Raw genomic sequence first — 22,497 nt, 5'->3', positions numbered from 1 at the left:
CCCTTAATTCTCCAATCCGTCCTCAGAGGAATTTTCGGATTCGTTCCCTGAGCTACTATTGGTTTCTCCAGAGGTCTCTGTATCAGTAAATTCAGTTCCCACGGAATTTCGGGTTCTGATTCTGTTTCTCTCTTCAATTCTACACTGCTCCAGCTCACCGAAGATTTCTTTCAGGATCTGGTTTGCTTCTTTTATCTCCTTGAGAGCACTTTGCTGATAGTTGTCTGCTTTTTGCAGTTCTTCCTGAGTGGCGTTTTCTTTATTGTAGATCTTTTTTGCTGCCTCATTATTTTCCCTGGCTGAGTCCATCAGGGCATTGTAATTGGCAAGCTTTGCCTCAAGTTCAGTTGTATTAACACCGGTTTTGTTCAGGCTTTCGATTTCATTTTCAAGTTTTAGAGAAACTGCTTCGGATTTGTTTACGAATTTATCCAGACTCTCGCAGGCAGTCTGCCCGGTCTCCACTGTGGTCCGATTTCTAACATTGTTCCAGACGCCGCGTACCGATTCTGTTGCATTTGCAAAGTCTTCAAGATCTTCGGCTTTTCCAATAGCCTTCTTTTCTTCCTGCAGCTGGATTATCCTGTCTTCTATAACAGCAGTTCTGGCTTTCGTACCATCGCCGTTTGACTGCTCAAGGTTGTACTGAACTTTTTCAAGATGAGCTATCATATAATCTATACTCGAGTTCAGATATTCCCTTGTGATTTCCAGTTCTTCATCACCGTAATTTCCCGAACGGAGCTGTTTTCGGATCGCAAGGAAATTTTTCTTTGAGCTTTGATAGTCATTTTTATGGACCTTAAGCCTTTCTTTCAACTGTGTTCTTTCCTGAGCTTCTTCTCGCAGTTGTTTTCGTTCCAGAGTCCTATTCTCGGTTTGATTTCTGGCCGGAATTTTTTCCCTGGTCAATTCCTGTTTCTGGAGAGTTTCAAGCGTCTTTTCATTCTTAGCATCATTACTTGCCCCTTCTCTATTCTTAGCATCATTACTTGCTCCAGCTCCATTCCCGGCAAGAGCCGCTGTTGAAAGGATACTAAAGACGATAAGTATGACAGTTAAGCAAGAAGCATAGCGTATTACTTTCCCAAATTTGTCCATATGACTTCCTCCATTTAAATTATTCAATTGTTACATAATTAAGAGGGGGGATTATATAAGTATACTTTTCGTAAAAGAGGTCATTAATTGGCAATTGTAATATCTAAAGCTTTATAAGTTCTATATTTGCTTAATAATGCTTTAATACCCTTTATATCTTCTTATTTATAAAAAATAGATATAATATTTTTATACTAAAATCAAATTTTCTCATGGGTTATATGTAAAGAATTTAATTAAGATTGCCCGTTTTGTCTTTTTTTCTTTCGTTTGCGACATAAATTTACGGCATCAGGCACTACATTGGATATTCATGCGGTATAAGCTCGGCCCTCATTTTTATAATATAAATTATACAGTTGTCGGGCAGGTTACATCAGAAACACTGTGGAAATTATGTGAAGATGGTCAATGATATAAGCAAAAAGATCGAGCAAAAGATGAGTGAAACCGGATGAAACTTACAAAGAAAAACTGGATAAACGAAGCTAAAGAGTGAAGTTGAAGGAAAGAAACCGATGGAAAGAAACTGGATCAATGATATTAATCCTTGAAAAGACGATTTTCAGTTCTTATTTTCAGTTCTTATTTTCAGTTCTTATTTTCAGGTCATTTTTCAGATTTTAGTTTTTTATTGCCGGTTCAATTTCCTTCTAAGGCATGCCTTCCCTAAGGTAACACCTTTAGTTAACAGTGTTTACGTGTATGAATATAAGAAAACTCTTTTATCATATAAAATGTTACAATATTTCTGAAAAATAATAATTATAACTGCAAATGCATCTGGAGTTGTAGTTTTGGAAAAAAGATCCACCAGGTTTGGTTTGAACACACTTAACAGGAGCATCTGGAATCCTTTTAAAGACTTGAAATTCTCCGGTTTTTGATCTCCTGCATTAATTCCTTTAAAATGGATGAACTGACGGCAGGTTCCAGATAATCTGTGCAGTTAAAAACATCTCCTTCAAACTGTCTCCCATTTAACTATTTCCTACTAAACTGCCATTCCATCGACCTAAATTCCATCAAACACCAGTTCGTTAAATTTTCTCCCATCAAAAATTGAGGATTATCTATGAATCGGAGTTATTGAGGATTATCTATGAATCGAAATTTCAAGTTAATTTTGATCATTTGTATGCTGTTTGCCGTAATCGGAGCAAGTGCCTGCATAGGTGAAGAAAAAGACGGAACTGCAAAAGGCGCAGGTTCCGGAGAAAACTCCCGGGAGCTTGTCGTGGGTATAGGTACGGATGTCAACAACTGGTACCTTGACATGTTTGCAGCGGGTGATGCACGTTTTGTCTGGTCTCAGGTCTATGAAACCCTTGTGAGGCTTGATTCGGACCTGAACGTTATCCCCGGGCTTGCGGAATCCTGGGAAACCCCTGATGACGGAAAGACCTGGATATTCCACCTGCGCGAAAATGTGACTTTCCATGACGGGACTCCCTTTGATGCGGATTCGGTTGTTTTCTCTTATTCCAACCAGTCCTATGTAAGGCAGGCAGTCTTAAAACCTGTTCAGAGCGTGGAAGCTCTCGATACTCACACTGTCAAATTCGTCCTGAAAAAACCCATGCCTCTGCCTTTCTACCTGACCCATGTAGCCTGGCCTGTAATGGGACCGGGCTGTCTTGACGCCGCAGGAAATTTCATCAAACCGGTAGGTACAGGATCGTTTAAGTTTGAAACGCAGGCAAAGGACCAGGAAATCGTGCTCACAAGAAATGAAGCCTACTGGGGAGAAAAACCGCTGCTTGATGAGGTTACTTTCAAGGTAATCCCGGAGGCGGCTACCAGGGTAATTGCCCTTGAAACCGGTGAGGTAGACATGGTCATCAAGGTCCCGGAATACGATGTCGAAAGGCTTGAAGCCGAAGAGGGCATCCAGGTCCACAGAAAACTTACGACCTTTACGGATTTCCTGCAGTTCAACTGCGACAAATCTCTCTTCAATGACACGAGAGTACGCCAGAGTGTTGCTTATGCAGTCGATACTGAAACTCTCGTAAACGAAGTGCTTGAAGGCATCGGGGAACCGGCAGGCGGAAGGCCCTATTCCTCTGTAATGATGTATTCTGACCCTGACCTTAAGACATATACGCAGGACCTTGATAAGGCGAGGGCTCTCCTTGAGGAAGCCGGGTGGAAAGATTCTAACGGGGACGGGATTGCAGAAAAAGACGGAAAACCCCTCCATACGTCCCTGATAGTGAGTAAAGGAGTCTGGGCAGCCAGGCATAACCCTATGGCTCAGGTTGTGCAGGGGACCCTTCGGGAAGTTGGAATGGATGTAGAAATCAAGGTACTTGACGAGGGAGCCATAAGCAAACTAGAAAGCACAGGGGACTTTGGTATGATCCTCAGAAGCGGTTATTTCGTCTGGGGCCCCTACCCGAAGCACTTCTTCGTGCACCGTTCCGGAAGCCCTTATTCTCATTACCACAATGAGACCTATGACCAGCTTGTCGATACAGCCGATATGACTGTTGATACACAGAAACAGGAAGAAATCTACCATTCCCTGCAGGCATTTGTGATAGAAGAAGTTCCGGCTTTTTACCTTATGCATGAGGAAAAGGTCGTTGCAACCGGCCCTTCGGTAAAAGGCTATACCATAAGCTCTGAAGACCCCTGGCTGAACCTTTCAGGGGTCTACCTGGAAAGGAAGTGAAGCCGGAAAGGAAGTGAAGCGTAAAGCCCGGAAGAGAATCATGTGGAAGTACATAGCAAAGCGCCTGGCAATGATTTCCATCGTAATCGCGGGAGTCACGCTTGTAGCTTTTTCTGCGATGTACCTTGCTCCCGGCGACCCTGCAGAGGTTATCGCCCTGGCAAGGTACGGGGAAGACCTGAGCGCCAGCCAGGTTGAAACCCTGAGGGTGGCGGAAGGGTTTGATGCTCCTGTGCATGTGCAGTATATGATATGGCTTGGCCACCTGCTCCAGCTGGACCTTGGGAAATCTCTCGTGACCTCAGAAGATGTCCTTACCGAAATCCGCCAGAAACTGCCTGCAACTGCAGAACTTGCAATTGCCAGCCTGCTTATTTCCCTTCTAATCGCCCTGCCTGCGGGGATCCTGGGCGCACTCCGGAAAAATACCCTGCTTGACAAAAGTTGCATGTTTGTTTCTCTGGTAGGTGTTTCTATTCCAAACTTCTGGCTTGGGCTTCTCCTGATCTGGTTTTTTGCCCTGACCCTCCACATGTTCCCCAGTTACGGTTACGGAAGCCTGAAACACATTGTTCTTCCTGCCCTTACCCTTGGCACATCTATGTCTGCGGTTACTGCAAGGCTTACCCGCGCAAGCCTTCTGGAAGTGCTGGGGCAAGAATATATTGTGGCTGCACGCGCCAGAGGTTTTGACGAACGTACCATCCTTTTCCGGCACGCTCTGAAAAATGCTTTCCTCCCGGTTGTCACATTTGCAGGAATGCAGTTCGGCTACCTTCTTGGAGGAGCCGTGGTTGTAGAAACCATCTTTTCCTGGCCCGGCATTGGAAAACTTCTTGTTGACTCGATTTTTGCGATGGACTTTTCCATGGTCCAGGGCTGTGTTCTTTTTATTGCAGTGCTTTTTTCCCTCTCCAGCCTTGCCGTCGATATCCTGTATGCAGTGCTTGACCCGAGGATAAGATATGACAGGCGTGATTAAAAGATGACAGAAGTTATTGAAAAAACTGAGATTACAGAAAAGGCATACCTGGCTGAAAAAAGGCTGAATTTCGGGGAGTTCGGCAAGAACAGGCTTGCAGTCTCAGGCCTCCTGCTTATTGCTTTCCTTTGCATTCTGGCACTGTTTGCCCCCCGGATAGCCCCTCATGACCCCCTTGCCCAGAGGCTTGACAGCGGGCTTCTTTTTCCTTCTACTGAATATCCTTTCGGGACTGATGAGCTTGGACGCTGCATTTTTTCAAGGGTCATCTACGGAACGCGAATTTCTCTCGGAATCGGACTTCTTGTAGTTGCAGCAACGTCTGTTGCAGGCACATCTCTGGGACTGCTTTCCGGGTACAGGGGAGGCTTGCTCGATGAAGTAATAATGAGAGTAGTAGACATCGTAATGGCTTTTCCCAACATCATCCTTGCCCTTGTGATTGCAGGGCTGCTGGGCCCGGGCTTTTCAAGTGTTGTCCTTGCCCTTGCCTTTACCCAGTGGCCTGCTTATGCCAGGCTTGTACGCGGACAGGTGCTGTCTCTAAGGAAAAGGGCTTTTGTGGAGGCTGCAAGGGCTCTGAGGCCCTCAAGCTTCTACATTATGCGAAAACATATCCTCCCGAACTGCATGGAACCTGTAATCGTGCTTGGAACTCTCGAGATTGCACACGTTATAATCTTTGCTTCAGCCCTGAGTTTTCTCGGGCTCGGGATCCAGGCCCCTGACCCTGAATGGGGCTCTATGCTCAAAGCCGGGATCCCATTCCTCCGTACAGTTTCCCATCTCACCTTTTTCCCGGGCCTGATGATCATATTCACAGTTTTTGCGTTCAATTTTGCAGGAGACGGTTTGAGGGATAGCCTTGGGCAGCCTGCAGATCAGGAGGTGCTGGCAAGGTGAGTTCTCCCCTTCTCTCAATAGAAGACCTGAACATCTCTTTCAAAACCTCAAAAGGTATTGTAAAAGCCAATCAGGGTATCTCCCTTGAAGTCAGGGAGGAAGAAATTCTGGGGCTCATCGGGGAAACAGGCTGTGGAAAAACCACCCTTGGAAAAGCCATTTTGAGGCTGCTCTCAGGTAAAGCAACCCTGGAAGGAAAAATAGTGTACAGAGGTACGGATCTCCTTACTCTTCCCGAGAAGGAAATGAGGCGCTTTCGGGGAAAGGAAATAGGAATAATGCTCCAGAACCCTTCAGCCTGTCTCAACCCTGTCCTTTCTGCAGGAAGCCAGATTGCAGAAATCTACCGTTACCACGAGGGCATGGGAAAAAAGGAAGCCGAAAAGAAAGCTGGAAAGATGCTTGAGCTTGTGGGGATAAGCTCTTCCCGGGGGTGCGAATACCCCCACCAGTTTAGCGGCGGGATGCTGCAAAGGGTCATGGTCGCAATAGGGCTTGCCCTAAGGCCCGGACTTCTGATCGCAGATGAGCCTACAAGAGGGCTTGACACGGACACGAAATTGCAGATTTCGGAACTGATTGCCGGGCTTGTCCGCAAGGAAAATTCTTCCATGCTTCTGATCACGCACGACCTGGAGATTGCCGGCAGGCTCGCGGACAGAATTGCAGTCATGTACGCCGGAGAAATTGTTGAAATCGGAAAGGTGGCTGAGATCCTTTCTAACCCCAAACATCCTTACACCCTTGACCTGCTGCACTCGCTTCCCGGAAAGGGGTTCAGGACCGTTTCAGGGCAACCTCCGAGCCTTGTTTCCCCTCCTTCCGGCTGCAGGTACCATCCGCGTTGCAGTTTCCGGCTTGAGGCCTGTTCACAGGTCCATCCGGCACTTATGGGGTTTGAGGGTGAGCGCCTTACCCGTTGCTTTCTCTCTGAAAAGGGCAGGATAAATGAAACTGCAGCACAGCCTTTCCTTAATGCGCAGTCTGCTCTCAAGTGTGAGGAGGAGTAAACATGGCACTGTTGAAGGTAGAGGGCCTGAAAAAGTACTATTATTCAGGGCTGTTCAAAAAAGAGATCCACAGGGCGGTTGATGGAATCAGTTTTGAGATCGGGAGAGGGAAAACCCTGGGACTTGTCGGGAAAAGCGGCTGCGGAAAATCCACACTTGGGAGAACGGTTTTGAGGCTGTTGGAGCCCACTGCTGGGAGAGTCCTTTTTGATGGACAGGACATCTCAGGCTTCAAAGGCAGTGCCCTGAAAAACCTGGGGACAAAAATGCAGATTATTTTCCAGAACCCGGAATCCTGCCTGAACCCGAGGATGAAGGTCTATGATGCCATTGCAGAACCTCTGAGGCTTCACAGGCTCTGCGAAAGAGACGAAGAACGGGGACGGATACAGGAGCTTATCGAGGCTGTTTCCCTGAGTGAGGAACTGCTTTTCCGCTATCCCGGAGAATTGAGCGGGGGGCAGCTCCAGAGGGTTGCAATAGCCAGAGTCCTGGGCATGAAACCGGAATTCATAGTTGCGGATGAGCCCACTTCCATGCTCGACCCGCTTGTCCAGGCCCAGGTCCTTTCCCTTCTCAAAAAACTGCAAACTGAGTACGGGATCAGTTTTCTATTCATCTCCCACGATATGCAGGTAGTGGAATGGATGAGTGATGAAATCGCTTTCATGGAGGAAGGAAAAATTGTCGGTTTCAGGTAGTGGTGCGGGGCAAGAATTTGTAACCCCGTACCCGATTTACCTGTTTTTACTTAATTCATTTTACTTAGCTTAATTTTACATTAATATAATATATAAAATATTATTATAAACTGTCCGACTTTATAATACACTGTAAATTGTGTCCTGTTGGACCAGAAAGATGTGTAGAAGAAGTAATGAATAAGAGAAATCGTATAGAAAATAGGAGAAATGGTATGGAAAGTAAAGCTCAAAATCAAACTGAAACGTCTGTTGACTTAATGCAAAAACCTGTGGTAGATTCAGACCGATTTTTCAAGCTTGTTGATTCCTCTGTTCAGGGTCTGAGAGAGTGCAAGCTCATTGCTGCGGCCTTTGAGCTTGGAGTGTTTGAAGCTCTTAAAGTTCCCTTATCAGCAGGAGTTCTGGCTAAAAAGCTTGGCTGTGATCCTGTGCTTATGCCCCACTTTTGCGAGTCCCTCCACAGTCTCGGTTTCCTCGATAGGTTTGAGGAAGGGGCACATGAGGAAGAAGAAAATGCGCAGATGAAGGAAAAAAGCGAAGGCGAATCAGAAGACGGGTCTGAGGGCAAAAATCCTGATCCCGGAAAACAAAATAGTGGGGCGGTGTACCTGGTCTCGGAACTCAGTGCAACGTATCTTCTGGAAAACTCTCCGTTTTCTCAGCAGCATTACCTCGCCGATAGGCTCAGGAATGTTGAACTCTGGGTCCGCCTTCCGCAGATTATGAAGAGTGGACCTGAGATTGTCGAGAAAGGGCCTTTTTTCGGGGAGGTCGTCCAATGTATGGCTGAAAACGCTCGATGTGGGCTGCTTCAGGAAACGGTCCGGGTTGTCCAGGAAAATGTGGATTTTACAAATGTCAAAAAGCTGCTTGACCTCGGGGGAGGACACGGACTCTATGCAATCGCTTTTGCAAAATTGAATGAAAACCTTCAGGCTTTTGTTTTCGACCTTCCGCCTGTTACGCAAAAGACAAAAGATTTCATAGAAAAGTATGGAGCTTCAAGAGTGGATATAATTCCCGGGGACTTTTTTAATGATGAAATCGGAGGCGGATACGACGTTATCTTTTCGTCCTTTAATCCCGGAGGAAAAGTGCCTTCCCTTATCCCTAAGATTTCCGAAGCCCTGACCCCCGGAGGCGTTTTTGTGACCAGGCAGGTCCAGGATGAAAAAATGAAATCCAGCCCTCTTCTCAGCCTTGACTGGAACCTCTGGACTTTTGAAGATGTAAAAAAAGGAGGGTCGGGATACAGTTTCGAAAACAGCGTCCCCTTTACCGAATATATAGAAATGCTGGGCAGCTACGGGCTTGAAGTCTTCCGTGCCCTTGACATGAAGGACGGATCAAGGATCGTGTTTGCCTGGAAAATAGACTGAATTTTGCAGGGTAAGCACAGTAATTCCCCTGCAATTTTTTTCCGCCGCTGGGGGGCTACTTACAGGCTTGAAAATGCCGATATCGGTTTAAGCATGGAACTTGAAGAAAACACTTTTTTGATATGGACACCGTAATCCCGTTAGGGATACTTGTTAATGAACCTGTTTCTAATTTCATGAAGCACGTATTTTCCGGCAGGAAAAACGGATAACTCAAAAATCCTGATTGGAACAAATCAAAGAGCCTACCTCTTTTCCCGTACCGGACTGAATAAAATCTCTAACGGCAACGTTATTACCCAAAAAAACAATCATTCTATGGGGATTGTTGTGATAAAAGAAGCCATGTTCTACGAGAAACTCGAAGCTGATAAAGTACATTGCGGGCTCTGCGCCCACAGGTGCAAAATCGCCCCTGGAAAGAGAGGGTTTTGCAGGGTGCGGGAAAACAGGGGAGGGAATCTTTATTCTCTTATTTACGGTACGGTTTCCAGCGAAGCTGTGGACCCTATCGAAAAAAAGCCGCTTTATCATTTCTATCCGGGTTCCTATGTATACTCGGTAGGGACTGTCGGGTGCAACTTCCGCTGCAAACACTGCCAGAACTGGACCATTTCCCAGACCTGTGTAGAAGACTCTTACACAACAGATATACTTCCGGAAGAGCTGGTGGAAAGGGCGCTTATATCGGGTTCGAGGTCAGTTGCCTGGACCTATAACGAGCCCACGATCTGGCACGAGTATACATACGAAAGCGCAAAGCTGGCAAAGGACGCGGGCCTTGCGACCGTCTACGTGACCAACGGCTACATGACCCCGGAAGCCCTCAGGCACATTGCCCCCCGGCTGGATGCTGCCAACATCGACATCAAGGCTTTCACTGAAAAGTTCTATCATGACGTTGCCAGCGCAAAACTGGCTCCAGTGCTTGAGTCCTCCATCCTTGCAAAGGAGCTCGGGATTCATGTGGAAATCACGACCCTCATCATCCCGAAACACAATGACTCTCTCGAAGAGCTCCGGGAACTTTCTAAGTGGATCTACAAAAACCTCGGGCCTGATACTCCCCTCCACTTCACGCGCTTCCACCCCCAGTACCAGATGCAGGACCTCTATCCGACACCTGTAGAGACCCTCGTGACCGCCCATAAGATCGCAACTGAAGAAGGAATGAAGTATGTTTATGTAGGGAATGTTCCGGGGCAGGAATACAACAATACCTTCTGCCCGAACTGCGGTAAAGTGTTGATCTCTCGCGGTTTTTTTGATATCGAAAAGTACGAAATCACTCCTGAAAAGACCTGTCCCGTGTGCGGGGAGAATATCCCTATAGTTGGAGAATACTCAGGCTCAAAGCAGGTATTAAATGAAGATGAATATTGAAAGCGGTTCCTGATTAACTGATTTATCTATTCCGGAATCCCGAATGAAATATTTCGGTTTTCTCTCCCTGCTCCGCGGGGGGTTATGGCTGGCCTGCTCACAAGAAAAAAGCGAGAAAATAGGCACCGCAATTAAGAGGGGCTATATGCTGAAGAAATGCTCCCCGGGCTGAGAGAATACGTTCCTTAACTTCCAAAAACCGATTTCCGATTTACAAGGTAAATATAAGCGCCCCCGCCAGCTTGTCTGGCGGCTCTACAAAAAAAGAAAGAAAAAACAGATTTGAAAGAGAACTTAGACCGAAATTTATGCAGATTTGAGCTGTCGGGTTCTCGTTCTAACTCAAAAGAGCCCTCAACCGCATTTATTATACCTTTTTTCTTCCTTTTCGTCTTTTTGGGAAAGACCGCTCTCCTGCGTCGAGCGGGACAAAAAAGACGTGATAAAGCGAATAAGGTTGTACGGATCAGAAATATTGTAATTTTAGTCCTTTTTTAGTCCTCTTAAATGTCAGAAAAGGTATTTTCCGTACCCTTCTTCAAAGACTTTTATTATCCCTGCCCTCAGGGAAGGCGTATATTTGCCAGGTTCGATTTTAACAGCCCTGTGCAGGTCTTCAAGTTCCACCCACTCAATGGAAACGGCTTCCTCAGGGTCATGCCGGATAAGGCTTGCTGTTTCTTCCGAACATCTGCCTGAAAATACCGTATGGTAGGCTCCTTTGTTTTCGAAGATGCAGGGGATTTTGAACAATTTTCCGAAAGGGACTGAGATTCCTATTTCCTCAAGCATCTCCCGCGCAATGCAGGCTTCGTAGGACTCGTCTGCGACAGTGCCGCTTACGGAGTATGTGTAACGGTTCGGATACCATTTCTTTTGAGATGCCCTTTTCTGGATAAGCATTTTGTTTTCTGTATTCAGCAGGATTAGATGGGAGGCCCTGTGGATGTGGTTTCCCGAGTAAAAGTCCTCCCTCGGGCGCAGTCCGAGAAAGTTATCATTTCTGTCAACTTCACTGATCAACTCTGTCACAGGGGACCTCCGGATTAACTTTGATCTTTAACACGGATACTGCAGAATTAGAAAGACAATAAAAAGAAATTCCGAGAAATAAAATTAAAAAATGAAATGATATGAAAAAAGAATATTTTATTTTTCGAGCGCTTTCAGGGTTCTGAGACCTCTTTTGGCTTCTCTGCGGATCTCTGGATCTCTTCAAGCAGCTGGTCGTCAGTCTTGCCTTTTATGTCAAGCCCGAGCTTCTCAGCAGTTTCCTGTACCTTGGTCTTTGGAGCTATGGGTTCCTTTAAGGATTTCTCAAAATCCTTCAGGTTCTGTTCGGATTCTTTCTGGGCTTTTTTGAATTCTCCCACCGAACTTCCCATGGACCGTGCAAGTTCAGGGAGTTTACTTGCCCCAAACAGGAGCATAACTACTGCTAATATAAGTATCAGTTCTGTGGGACCTGGCATGCCAACCATATCTATACCTCGAATCTTTACCTTTTTTCTGGTGTTTTTAAGCTTATCAGTAAATTAAGTAGATTATAATACTTTTAGTAGAACAAAAATTATTCTGAAAAACTGCTGTTTAGCAGAGAATGAGGATTTACTTCTACTATATAAACCTTTTATTTTATATTTATTATCTGTCGTATTTTTATATATTTATTTAGTTACTTATGTATTTATTTATTAAATTAGTTATTTATTTAGTTGTATATTTACTTGTTTATTATGTCAACTCTTAAGAACTTATGCTATTTTTGTTTATAATCAGTAACTGAAGCTTTGAACCCATATACAATAAGCTTTATTATTCCGGGATTTTTCCATTGGTACCGGAAGCTTCTTGATTTTCTATATCTGGAATGGAAGATCTGGCTTCCAGTGAATTTTTAAGGCTCTTGTCTGTCCCGATTTTAGTTTTCGGGGCTTCATTTTTTATATCCTTTTCGTCCTCTTTTACCCCGGGAACGGCCCCATATTCTGGTTTCCTGGTATATGAATCGAAGGTCGTGAGCTCCAGTTCAGCGGCTCTCTGTGCTTTCTTGAACTCTCCTACCGCACTTCCAAGAGACCGGGCAAGTTCGGGGAGCTTCCTTGGCCCAAAGAGAAAAAGCGCAGCGATCAGGATTGCAAGCACTTCAGTGGAACCTATCATTGTCGGCTATTATCGACGATCAAATATAAAAATTCTTGCAACAAGCAGGGCAGGCAGGTTTTACGCGGAATCAACTGTCTGTTTATTTTTTATATTTATGCTTTTTTGACTGGCAGATTACGTTAAATTCCCAAACTCGCCTTAAAACAACCTGACCAGCAGCAGGCTGAACTCAAAGAGGACTACAAGCAGAAGCGCGACCAATATCTGGGCAATGAAAGTCGGGTCCGGCGAAAGGAATAGGGATAGCGTTAAAATTGCGCTGTAAACCAGTATCCGCTGTTTCTTGAGGGTTTGATACTTTACAAGCCCCATTTTCACGGCAAATATTACAAGAAGGGGAGCCTGGAACACAATTCCGAAGCCTGCAAGTATTGTTGTCACGGCTGAGAAAGTGTTTTGCACGGAAAGCTGGGCTGAAGCCACATCCCCTGAGTAAAAGATAACGTACCTGAACATCACAGGCAGGACAATGAAATAGCCCAGGGCAGCTCCCAGGATAAACAGGAGAAAAGATACAGGGACAACTTTCAGGAAAAAGCGTTTCTCATGCGGATAAAGCCCTTTCCCTGCAAACCTGTAGAGCTGATAGAATAATTGCGGAATTGATACTGCAAGTGCAAAGACCAGGCAGAGCTTGAGGCGGGCAAAGATCCATTCAAGAGGCGAATATACTGCCATATCCAGTCCCGGGCTTATGAATTCTTTCCAGACAAGCATCATCCCTTTTTCAGAGAAGGGGTATGCGACCAGCATAGCCAGAAAGAGCCAGACAAAGACTACAGCAAGCCGGTTCCTGAACTCATACAGGTGAGCCATAAGGGGTTCTTCTATATCCCCGGGAACTCCGGAAGAACAAGCGTTTCCATTAGTTTTGTTTCCTGTATCAGGGAGCTGGTTTCCGGTATTATGAGAGGTCATGGTTTTTATCTGTTATTATCTGTTTTTCTGTTGAGTTTGCGATCTGTTTTCTCTGTCTTACACTGCATTTTAATAAATATATTAATATCGGAACATCTGATTACACTTATATCCCAGACCTCGATGATATCCCGCATGCTCTGGATATTCTGAAGTAGGGATACTCTAAAATCATATATCCATGATATATATTTACCGTCATCAATATTTACAGTATTTATTCGGATATCCCCATTATCCGTTACAGTTACAGTTACAGTAGCCTTATAGCTACAATATAATACCGAAAAACACAAAGCTTGAAATATTATGCTTTGATCTGGAATCTTGTATTTGCCATCCCAAGCATAACAAAACATATAACGAAATAATCAGTTCCTGAAAGATAACCAGTTCATATTATTTGCCGGATAGGTACTCCATATGTCTGAAGCAATTGAAAACTTAAGTGTAATCCTGCTGACCCTGCGAAAGAAATTGATTGTAGTTGCTGCAGTCCTTTTTGCAGGCGTTGCTCTTTCTTTCCAGTTTACAGGTCCACTGATTGAGAGGATGAAAGAGGACCTCTTGCCTGAGGGTGCAAAGCTGGTGTACATATCCCCTCTTGAAGTAATGATGCTGAAGCTCAAGCTCTCATTTATAGTAGGGCTGCTCTTTGCCATTCCTGTGATTGCATTCTATGCTTACCGGGCTGTATCGAGGCGTTTTTCGATCAGAAATCCGATACAGGTCGGAAAAAACCAGTTTGTACTCCTGAGCGCGGCTGCTCTCGTAATGTTTGCCCTCGGGGCTTCGTATGCTTATTTCTTCATGCTACCCCTCTTTCTGGACTATCTCTACCTGAACGCAGCAGGTTCAGGGGTAACTGCTACCTACTCGATCTTCAAGTTCATTTCGTTTGCAGCTGCAGGCACAGCTCTTTTCGGGCTGATATTCGAACTTCCTATAGTACTCACCTTCCTGACAAGGAACGGCTTTATACAGTACAGTACCCTTGTGACCTACCGCAAGCATATTTATATCGTCTTCCTGGTGATAGGAGCTGTAATTACCCCTCCAGACGTACTCAGTCAGGTCATGGTTGCAGTGCCCATGATAATCTTTTTTGAGATCAGCATGGTTGTTGTAAGGGTACTTGGCGTGAAGAATAAGGTACCTCAACCTGAACTTTCTTAAAGCATGAAATTTCTTACTTGCCTGAGGCTAAAAAAGTTTGCTGAGCGAGTTTTTTAGGGAAAGAATCGGGCAAAAGGAAAGAAGAAGATGTGAAAAAGGAAGAAGAAGAGAAAAGGGACGAAGGAGAGAAAAGGGAAGAAGGAAAAAATAGGAATTAAGAGGGATGTAAAAGAAAAAAGGCGCACTGAACGGAGGTGTGCGGATTGAAGGGTGTGGGCGTGTTTGGGGTAATGTAATGATGGTGATAAATGAACCCAAACACGCCTCTAGCAATTCTTTTTCCGCACTCGCCTATCTATTGATATTTTTGTTTTGACATTATTTAATATTATCTAACATGGATTATAAAATTATTTTTTTGTTTTTTTCCACCCGAATCCCTTGCAGGAAGACTGATACACCACACCAGAATATAGTGAGGCATTAAGGAATGATGTACCTGTTTCTCGCTTCATGTGCCGTCTTCCCTTCATGTTCTGAAGATCATCCGAAATGCCCCGGAATATTTTCAGTTTGCTCGGGAAAGTCTTATTTAAGCAGCCCCCTTATTTGCAGAGGTCATGGAGCCAAAGCACATAAAAGCAAGTGCCCAGGTAGTTGCCGCATCAGTCATCTATGGGTTTGCAGGAATATTTTTCCTGTACATAAAAAACATGGCTGCAGGTCCTGTTGTTTTTTACCAGCTCCTTTTAGGTTTTCTTGCCCTTGCAGTTTATCTGGCAGCCACGGGACAGCTATCCGGGATACAGCTGAGAGGAAAAAGAAAAGCCCTTTTGTTGCTCGGGGCCTGGCACGCCGGAGTCATGCTTTCCTATTACACGGCTGTAAACTTTACAAACGTCTCGATGTCTGTACTTTTGCTTTATACGGCTCCTCTTTATGTCCTGCTGATTGCCCCTGTCATCCTTAAAGAAAAAATCAGCACAAAAAACCTTGCTGCTCTTGCACTCTCCCTTATAGGTGTGGTGGTGGTTGTGGGTCCGGAGAGTCTCGTTTCCGGCACGGCAGAAGCCGGATCAGGATATCTCTATGGTGTGCTGATGGGGCTTTTCTCAGGTTTTTTCTATGCCTGCATTATTCTGACCTCCCGCTACCTCAGAGACGAATATTCAGGCATGGAACAGCTTTTTATCTCAACAGGCGTGACCCTTGTGATCCTTTTTCCCTTTATGCTGCAAATATCTCCCGCAGCCCTGCTTGAGAACCTGCCTGTCCTTCTCTTCCTCGGGGTAATGATAACCTCCCTTGGCTCCATTCTCTATTTCACAGGGCTTGAGCATGTAAAAGCCCAGAATGCGAGCATAATCTCCCTGCTTGAACCCGTAAGTGCTATCTTTTTTGCCTATCTGATCTTAAACGACCCGGTATCCAGGACCACACTGCTCGGATGCGTCCTTATTCTTTCAAGCTCTCTCCTTATGAGCCTGGAAAAAGAAAGCAAGGCCTAAGGTAAAATTCGCCTCGCCTGAATTGCGCCTCGCCCGAATTGCGCCTCGCCCGAATTGCGCCTCGGGAGGACGCAGTCCTTTTCGCTCCGCTCAAGAGGACTAAGCTACAAAATAACAGGCTTTATTTCCCGAATTGCGTCTTGGGATCACAGTAAATCGAAGATTCACTGGGAGTTGCGATGTAATCGCAACAGTACGCGGTCCGTTTCAGCAGAGTTGCGGCTCTGCAGATACGCTGCCCTTTTCGCTGCGCTCAAGAGAGCTAATATATGGGTTTTAGCAGTGAGCTCCGTTCGCTCAAGCGGACGAATTAAAAATACGCTGGTTCATAATCAAGGTAGAAGGATTATTTTATATTAAGACAGCCTCTTAGAATAACATTTTATACTCCGTAACTAATATTAAATAGTTATACATTTACGGAGTTGAATTATTTCAGAGCCTGAAGAGACTTTCAGAGAAATTCTTTTTCCATTTTGTAGAATTTCTTCCCGTTTTGAAGTCTTGTTTTCCGGCAAAACATTACAAAATTTAGTAAAGAATATCCTGTGTTCTTATCTGTATCATAAATATATTTTATTGATTTATTTGAAACAGACATGGTATTCGACCTTCCGCAGATGTCTTCAAAAAAATAACATAATTCTTGTTATCGTTTTTGGAGAATTGTCCGAAAAATCTGCAGTTTTATCTCAACTTAAGCTTCGGGAAATGGCTGCCGGAAGTTTCAATGAAGGCAAAAGGTTGAAAATGTAGGAAAATTTCAAAAATACATGTTTGAGTAACCAGGGGTGTTCCAAAAAACGATAGCATGAAAACTTGTGTAAATTGTACGGACATCTACGGAAAGTGGGTGGTATTTTATGGTAGACATAGTTAAGGAACTGGAAACACTAAGGCAAAACTTGCTTGATCTATCCCTTCGTAATAACCTTCTCAATTACCGTCCTTCCCTGAGAAGGACAATCTCAATTACGGGCAGAACCCCGGAGGAGGTCTATGACCTTTTTGTTCTCCAGGAAAAATCAATGAAATTCAGGGCAGCAAAAACCAGGCCCAAAAAAGGCAGGAAGGCCGAAAATGGAGAGGAAGGGGAAGATGATGATGCAGAAAATGAAAGCAAGCTTCTGAAAACAATAGGAAGAATCCTTACTTCCGAAGAAAAGAATAAGCCCCATAACTCTCGTTTTGAACCTTTTCTTGAAACTCCCGATGACAGCGAGACTCTTGATCGGAAACTTTTTTACGTCTACAACCAGGCAAATTCTATTTTTGAAGAGCAGGGCTATCCTGTCCTCTATCTTGCAATGGGCTTTCTGCAGTGGAGTGAGAACAAGTCTTCGGTAAAGAACCCGAGGGCTCCCCTTGTCCTGGTCCCGGTCGAACTCAAAAGGATGGGAAAAGGCAGGAACTTCAGCATCCAGTGGACCGGGGACGAGATTTTTACCTCCATTACCCTTCAGGCAAAGATGAAAGAGTTCGGGATCGAGGTCCCTGAGTTTGAAATGCCTGAGGACGCTTCCGGGATACAGGAATACTTCAGGAAAGTGCTCGGGGCAATCCGGGATAAAACGAACTGGAAGATCATTCCGGAAGTCTGCCTTGACCTTTTCAACTTCAGGAAATTTGTCATGTACAAAGACCTGGACCCTGCAACCTGGCCTGAGGACATGTCTCCTGCAGAGCACCCCCTGATCCGGAAGGTCTTCAACCCTGAAGAGCCTGAGTGCGAGATCCAGGGCTTTCGGGAAGAGGAGGTCGACCTGAAGCTTTCGGCAAAAGATACCTACCATATAATGGATGCCGACTCCTCGCAGATCGCAGTCGTTGAGGATGTGAAAGCCGGAAAAGACCTTGTTGTGGAAGGGCCTCCCGGCACAGGCAAGTCCCAGACGATTGCAAACACAATTGCAGAACTTCTCGCACAGGGCAAAAGCGTGCTCTTTGTGAGCGAAAAGATGGCTGCCCTTCAGGTTGTAAAGAGCAGGCTTGATAATGCGGGTTTGGGAGAGCTCTGCCTCGAGGTCCACAGCCACCAGACTAGAAAAAAAGCCGTGCTTGAAGAACTGGAAAAAGCCCTTAACCGGGCTGCTCCTCCTGCTATCAGTGCTGAGAGAGATCTTAACGAACTTGAAAAGCTTAAACAGGAACTCAACGGGTATGCAGAGACACTCCGGGAACCTGCAGGAAATATCTACCCCAGCCTCTATGCACTTTACGGGGTAAAGGAAAAGACCCGGACTTACTTTGAGTCAAATGGCCTGAAAATACCCAATTTTAAGTTTAAGGACCCTGATACCTGGGAAACCAGAGCCTGGGTAGAAGCTGAATCTGTTCTGGAAAAAATCGGGCAGGTACTTCCTGCTCTCGGCCCTGTCAGGAAAAATCCCTGGTACGGCTGCGAACCCGGGCTTGTGCTGCCTTCTGACCTGGGGGAAATCGGATCTATTGCAGATGAATGCGCTTCTGTTTTTGAAAACCTTGAGAAGACAATAAAAACCCTTAATGACCTCTCTGCAACCTCAAAACCCCAAACACTTAAAGATATTATAGGCATAGCCGAAGCTGCAAAACTTATAAGCAAATCAAACCCCCTACCTGAAAAAATACTCCAGAACCCTGAATGGGACTCCGAAGCTTCAATATCCGAAGCTGAAGCCCTGGTCTCAAAAATCAGGCAGTATAGGGAACTGAAAACTTTTGTGGACAGGACTTTCCACCCGTCGGTTTTTGACCTTGACACCTCCGAGTTTAAGGACGTATCCGGCAAGCTGTTCAGTATTTTAAACTCCAGGTACAGGAAACTAAAAAAGGAGATTTCAGCGTGCTATATCTCAGGGGCGCCTTCAAAAGACAGCAAAATCCTTCTCGACCTCGCCTGCGTTTCCGAGTGCAAGGCGCACAGGCTGGAGCTTGAGGACGCTGAGATACCTGGCAAAAAGTTCTTCTGGGAGTACTGGAAGGGCCTTGAAAGCGACCCCACCTCCCTGGAAGAACATTGCAGGTGGATGATCTCCTTCCGCAGGCAAATCAAGCAAGGTACTCTAACTGACAGGTCATTCAGGCTGGTAGAAGGCGGGGTTGATGCAGCAGTCCTTGAGTCTGCTATAAATGAAGTCCTGGCAGCAAAACAGGCTTTTCTTTCCTCCCTGGAAAAACTTGGCTCCCTTGTAGGGGCAGATTTCGGGAAAATGTTCGGAAACGATATGGAAGCTGTAAAGCTCAGCCAGTTAAAGTCCCGTGTAACCAGATGGAAAGATGAGACTTCTTCCCTCGTGTTCTGGAGCCAGTACCTTGGATACAGGCAGGCTTGCCTTGAAACGCTTGCTTCCCCTATGATGGAGGAGCTGGAAGCCGGGAAAATAGAGCCAGAGGACATGATCCCGGCTTTTGAGGGAAACTATGCCGAAAGCATGCTGCACAGGGCTTTCAGGGAAAGGCCGGAACTCTCTGCTTTTATCCGGGAACTTCATGAAGGCAAGATAAGCAAGTTCACCGAGCTTGACAAAAAAGTCCTGCTTGAGAACAGGAAGAGAATTGTCTGTTCTGCTTATGAGGAAGCACCCAGGCTGATCTCTGGAGCATCAAGAGCTTCCGAAGCCGGAATTCTACTCAACGAATTCAACCGCAAACGCGGGCACATGCCCATACGTACCCTGATGAAAAAGGCGGGCAGCCTTGTACAGAAAATAAAGCCCTGCTTCCTGATGAGCCCGCTTTCCATTGCGCAGTACCTGGACCCGAGGAGTACAAGGTTTGATGTGATTATCTTTGACGAGGCAAGCCAGGTCAGGCCGGAAGATGCTGTCGGCGCACTCCTGCGCGGAAAACAGGCAGTGGTAATGGGAGACTCAAAACAGCTTCCTCCAACCGACTTTTTCGATACTGTTGTCGATTCTCCTGAAAGCGAGCCTGATGACTATGCTTCCACAGGGGACATGGAAAGCATCCTGAATGTCTGCAAGCGCAGCTTCCCGGTAAAGACCCTGCGCTGGCACTACAGGAGCAGGCATGAGTCCTTGATTGCGATTTCAAACCAGGAGTTTTACGACAACCGCCTCTATGTTTACCCATCCCCCATGCAAAAAGATGAAAGCCTGGGGCTGAAGTTCGTTCACCTCCCTGAGGCGGCTTATGACAGGGGCAAGAGTGGAGCCAACAGGATCGAGGCAAGAGCTGTTGCCAGGGCAGTGTTCGAGCATTTCCAGAAGTATCCTGGAAAAAGCCTGGGGGTCGGCACCTTCAATGTAAAACAGCAGGAGGCTATCCAGGAAGAGATCGAAGTTCTCCTGAAAGCAAACCCGGGCGTTGACCTTAACTCAGAGAATGATAGGGGCGAACACTTCTTCGTAAAGAACCTCGAAACCATCCAGGGCGACGAGAGGGATGTCATTCTGCTGAGTGTGGGTTTCGGTTTTGATAATAACAGGAAACTTTCCCTTAATTTCGGACCTCTTAACCGGGAAGGGGGAGAACGGCGTCTGAATGTGCTTATCACAAGGGCAAGGGAAAAATGCGTTGTCTTTTCCAACTTTACTTCAAGAGACCTGCCCCTTAACGAAAACTCCTCTTTCGGGCTCAAAGCTCTCAAAGTCTTCCTTGAGTTTGCCGAGAGCGGCACGCTTCCGGCTCCATTATGCGGCAGGCAGGAGCTTGAATCTCCTTTCGAAGAAGCGGTCTCCGATTTCCTGACCGAAAACGGGTGTGAGGTGCACAGGCAGATCGGATGTGCCGGGTACAAGCTCGACCTTGCAGTCCCTGATCCCCGCCATCCGGGCAGGTACGTGCTCGGGATCGAATGCGATGGGGCAAGCTACCATTCTTCTCCTGTTGCAAGGGATCGCGACCGCCTGCGCCAGCAGGTTCTCGGAGGGCTGGGCTGGAAAATCTACAGGGTCTGGTCTACGGACTGGTACCTCCATCCGAAAGATTGCAGGGAAAAACTGCTTGATACCGTAAAGGCAGCTGTTAGACAGGCAAAATTGCAGGCAAAATCCGAACCTGAACCCGAAGTTGTGATAATAAACGAACCTCCTGCCTGGGCAAAATCCGCCAAAACTAATGGGATCGCCACAACTTATGAGATAGCCGGAACTTATGAGGTAAATGCCGGTCCTGCCGCAAGCCTGTTTTCACCTTTAGAAAGCAAAGCCTTTAAAGAGCCTGTAAAAAACTTTAACGAGACTGAAATAAGACCCTTTGAAACGGCATCCCCGACAAAAGTTTCCCCTGAAGTCGAGTTCCTTTCAGAAAACCGTTCGGGAAACTCATCTGAAATGGAGTTCCTGGTCGAAGATTCCCCTGATAAGAAATCTATTGAACAGATTTCCTTTGAAGCGGCATATGAAGAAGAAGAAGAAGTAGAAGAAGAAAAAGAAAAAGAAAAAGAAAAAGAAAAAGCAGACGAAGAGGAAGTAAAAGAAGCAGATGAAGAGGAACTGGAAGACGAGGTGGAATATGAAGACGAAGCAGAAGATGAAGAATCCTTTACTGTTGCTTTCCCCACGCTTGAAGGAGGATTCTCAACCTATTCAGGGCCGGACTTCCTTCCTGAAATGACTTTAAAAGCCGAGTCCATGGCTACTCTCGCTGACGAAAACTCCAGAAAGGAACCTGTCAGAAGGTTAAAGAAATCAAAGCTTCTTAAATTCAGTGTTGACCCACGCTCTAATTTCGAAACGGATATTGACGGAGGATCAGATCCCATTCCTGAGCCTGAATCTGAAAGAATAAACTTCTTTCAGGCTTACCCGGAGATCGATTTCAGTGCAGGTCCGGAAAAGAAACGAAAGGGCAGGAAAATTAATGAGTTTGCTTACATCTACGGCTCCGGAGGATCCTTTGAACCTGAAGATCCTGATGAAGATGATTATCCTGACCCGGAATGGAGTTCTGAACCTGAACCCGAACCAGAACCAGAACCAGAACCAGAAACAGAAACAGAAACAGGAGCTAAAGCTGAATCTTACACCGAATCGAAGGTAAAAACCGACATCAAATCAGGGCTTGAGACTAACTATCCCGGAATTATCGAACCTCATGCTCCCGAGAATATGAAAGACGGAGATGAAAAACTGTCAGGGAAAGGGAATTCTCTGGAGGCTCTTGTGCCTCTCTACAAAACCTGCCTCTCCTCCAGACTTCCGCAGTCAGGAGACTTTTCTGAAGTTTCCGATGAGCAGATCGAAGAGGCAATTGTAAGAATTGTGGAATGCGAAGGTCCTGTTCACTCAGAGGAAATACTCCAGAGGATAAAATCCCATACAGGACTCTCACGCATGCTCGGCAAAATCAAACAGAGAGTACTTGACTCCATGTCAGCGGCTGAAAATTCTGGAAAAATCCTGGCAAAAGGGGAATTTTACTGGCCGCTCTCGGAACCTGAATATCTCCTGCGCAGGCGCGATGCTGATGCATATGCAAAGATTGAATGGATCTGCGATGAGGAAATAAAAGAGGCTGTCCGTTTTGTCCTTAACAACCAGTACTCAACCCCTATGGAAGATTTGATTATCCGGACATCAAGGGTACTGGGGATTAAAACAACCCGCAAAAATACCTGGGACAGAATCGAGAAACTTATTCAGTCAGGGATAGAAAGCAACGAACTGACCCGCAACCCCAATGAAATGATTTATTTTGTAGAGTAA

General features: G+C 45.8%; 15 protein-coding genes. 10 read left to right on the top strand and 5 right to left on the bottom strand.

What is annotated here, in order from left to right; all coding sequences use genetic code 11:
• Positions 1–3: 3 nt before the first annotated feature.
• Positions 4–1,101: a hypothetical protein gene (locus EO98_RS13215; protein ID WP_235283507.1), complete on the bottom strand. Its 1,098-nt coding sequence runs from the start codon at positions 1,099–1,101 to the stop codon at positions 4–6.
• Between the two features lie 1,102 nt (positions 1,102–2,203).
• Between EO98_RS13215 and EO98_RS13210 the strand changes: the two genes are divergently transcribed.
• From EO98_RS13210 to amrS, 7 genes are all read left to right on the top strand, one after another.
• Entirely contained in the window at positions 2,204–3,778 is a 1,575-nt protein-coding gene (locus EO98_RS13210; protein ID WP_048138819.1) for an ABC transporter substrate-binding protein, read from the top strand.
• Positions 3,779–3,818: 40 nt separating this feature from the next.
• Positions 3,819–4,760 carry a nickel ABC transporter permease gene (gene nikB / locus EO98_RS13205; RefSeq protein WP_048138821.1) on the top strand — a complete coding sequence of 314 codons (942 nt, stop codon included), beginning with the start codon at positions 3,819–3,821 and terminating at the stop codon, positions 4,758–4,760.
• Between the two features lie 3 nt (positions 4,761–4,763).
• The gene (gene nikC / locus EO98_RS13200) at positions 4,764–5,663 is read left to right on the top strand and encodes a nickel ABC transporter permease subunit NikC (RefSeq protein ID WP_048138823.1); all 900 of its coding nucleotides are present in this window, start codon (positions 4,764–4,766) and stop codon (positions 5,661–5,663) included.
• Positions 5,660–6,673, top strand: coding sequence for an ABC transporter ATP-binding protein (locus EO98_RS13195; protein ID WP_048138825.1), 1,014 nt, complete (start codon positions 5,660–5,662; stop codon positions 6,671–6,673). The genes nikC and EO98_RS13195 overlap by 4 nt, the downstream gene beginning before the upstream one ends.
• Before the next feature lie 2 nt (positions 6,674–6,675).
• Entirely contained in the window at positions 6,676–7,374 is a 699-nt protein-coding gene (locus EO98_RS13190; protein ID WP_048138827.1) for an ATP-binding cassette domain-containing protein, read from the top strand.
• Between the two features lie 215 nt (positions 7,375–7,589).
• Complete coding sequence (locus tag EO98_RS13185; protein WP_048138829.1) at positions 7,590–8,756, top strand: methyltransferase; 1,167 nt, start codon at positions 7,590–7,592, stop codon at positions 8,754–8,756.
• A gap of 330 nt (positions 8,757–9,086) precedes the next feature.
• Positions 9,087–10,139, top strand: coding sequence for an AmmeMemoRadiSam system radical SAM enzyme (gene amrS / locus EO98_RS13180; protein ID WP_235284794.1), 1,053 nt, complete (start codon positions 9,087–9,089; stop codon positions 10,137–10,139).
• A gap of 510 nt (positions 10,140–10,649) precedes the next feature.
• On the opposite strand, the gene EO98_RS13175 is transcribed toward amrS, so the two are convergent.
• The 4 genes from EO98_RS13175 to tatC (EO98_RS13160) form a co-directional block, all read right to left on the bottom strand.
• Complete coding sequence (locus EO98_RS13175; RefSeq protein WP_235283508.1) at positions 10,650–11,171, bottom strand: Nudix hydrolase; 522 nt, start codon at positions 11,169–11,171, stop codon at positions 10,650–10,652.
• A gap of 134 nt (positions 11,172–11,305) precedes the next feature.
• Positions 11,306–11,620 (bottom strand): twin-arginine translocase TatA/TatE family subunit, encoded by a 315-nt coding sequence (locus EO98_RS13170; protein WP_235283509.1) that lies wholly within the window; start codon positions 11,618–11,620, stop codon positions 11,306–11,308.
• A gap of 334 nt (positions 11,621–11,954) precedes the next feature.
• Positions 11,955–12,302 carry a twin-arginine translocase TatA/TatE family subunit gene (locus EO98_RS13165; RefSeq protein ID WP_048138833.1) on the bottom strand — a complete coding sequence of 116 codons (348 nt, stop codon included), beginning with the start codon at positions 12,300–12,302 and terminating at the stop codon, positions 11,955–11,957.
• Between the two features lie 141 nt (positions 12,303–12,443).
• Positions 12,444–13,223: a twin-arginine translocase subunit TatC gene (gene tatC / locus EO98_RS13160; RefSeq protein ID WP_048138835.1), complete on the bottom strand. Its 780-nt coding sequence runs from the start codon at positions 13,221–13,223 to the stop codon at positions 12,444–12,446.
• 423 nt (positions 13,224–13,646) lie between these two features.
• Between tatC (EO98_RS13160) and tatC (EO98_RS13150) the strand changes: the two genes are divergently transcribed.
• The 3 genes from tatC (EO98_RS13150) to EO98_RS13140 all read left to right on the top strand — a co-directional run bounded on the left by tatC (EO98_RS13150) (position 13,647) and on the right by EO98_RS13140 (position 22,497).
• Complete coding sequence (gene tatC, locus EO98_RS13150; protein ID WP_048138840.1) at positions 13,647–14,399, top strand: Sec-independent protein translocase TatC; 753 nt, start codon at positions 13,647–13,649, stop codon at positions 14,397–14,399.
• Positions 14,400–14,959: 560 nt separating this feature from the next.
• A complete protein-coding gene (locus tag EO98_RS17960) occupies positions 14,960–15,847 on the top strand; it encodes a DMT family transporter (RefSeq protein WP_082098610.1) in 888 nt (295 codons plus the stop codon).
• Positions 15,848–16,710: 863 nt separating this feature from the next.
• Positions 16,711–22,497 (top strand): DUF3320 domain-containing protein, encoded by a 5,787-nt coding sequence (locus EO98_RS13140; RefSeq protein ID WP_048138842.1) that lies wholly within the window; start codon positions 16,711–16,713, stop codon positions 22,495–22,497.

Source organism: Methanosarcina sp. 2.H.T.1A.6 (assembly GCF_000979455.1).
Lineage (GTDB): Archaea > Halobacteriota > Methanosarcinia > Methanosarcinales > Methanosarcinaceae > Methanosarcina.
The sequence above is the reverse complement of the archived record's forward strand: the minus strand, read 5'-3'. Positions and strand labels throughout refer to the sequence as shown.

Coding starts and splice junctions, on each gene's coding strand:
- EO98_RS13215 (WP_235283507.1), bottom strand. CDS start 1,101: ATGGACAAATTTGGGAAAGTAATACGCTATGCTTCTTGCTTAACTGTC.
- EO98_RS13210 (WP_048138819.1), top strand. CDS start 2,204: ATGAATCGAAATTTCAAGTTAATTTTGATCATTTGTATGCTGTTTGCC.
- nikB (WP_048138821.1), top strand. CDS start 3,819: ATGTGGAAGTACATAGCAAAGCGCCTGGCAATGATTTCCATCGTAATC.
- nikC (WP_048138823.1), top strand. CDS start 4,764: ATGACAGAAGTTATTGAAAAAACTGAGATTACAGAAAAGGCATACCTG.
- EO98_RS13190 (WP_048138827.1), top strand. CDS start 6,676: ATGGCACTGTTGAAGGTAGAGGGCCTGAAAAAGTACTATTATTCAGGG.
- EO98_RS13185 (WP_048138829.1), top strand. CDS start 7,590: ATGGAAAGTAAAGCTCAAAATCAAACTGAAACGTCTGTTGACTTAATG.
- EO98_RS13170 (WP_235283509.1), bottom strand. CDS start 11,620: ATGGTTGGCATGCCAGGTCCCACAGAACTGATACTTATATTAGCAGTA.
- EO98_RS13165 (WP_048138833.1), bottom strand. CDS start 12,302: ATGATAGGTTCCACTGAAGTGCTTGCAATCCTGATCGCTGCGCTTTTT.
- tatC (WP_048138835.1), bottom strand. CDS start 13,223: ATGACCTCTCATAATACCGGAAACCAGCTCCCTGATACAGGAAACAAA.
- tatC (WP_048138840.1), top strand. CDS start 13,647: ATGTCTGAAGCAATTGAAAACTTAAGTGTAATCCTGCTGACCCTGCGA.
- EO98_RS17960 (WP_082098610.1), top strand. CDS start 14,960: ATGGAGCCAAAGCACATAAAAGCAAGTGCCCAGGTAGTTGCCGCATCA.
- EO98_RS13140 (WP_048138842.1), top strand. CDS start 16,711: ATGGTAGACATAGTTAAGGAACTGGAAACACTAAGGCAAAACTTGCTT.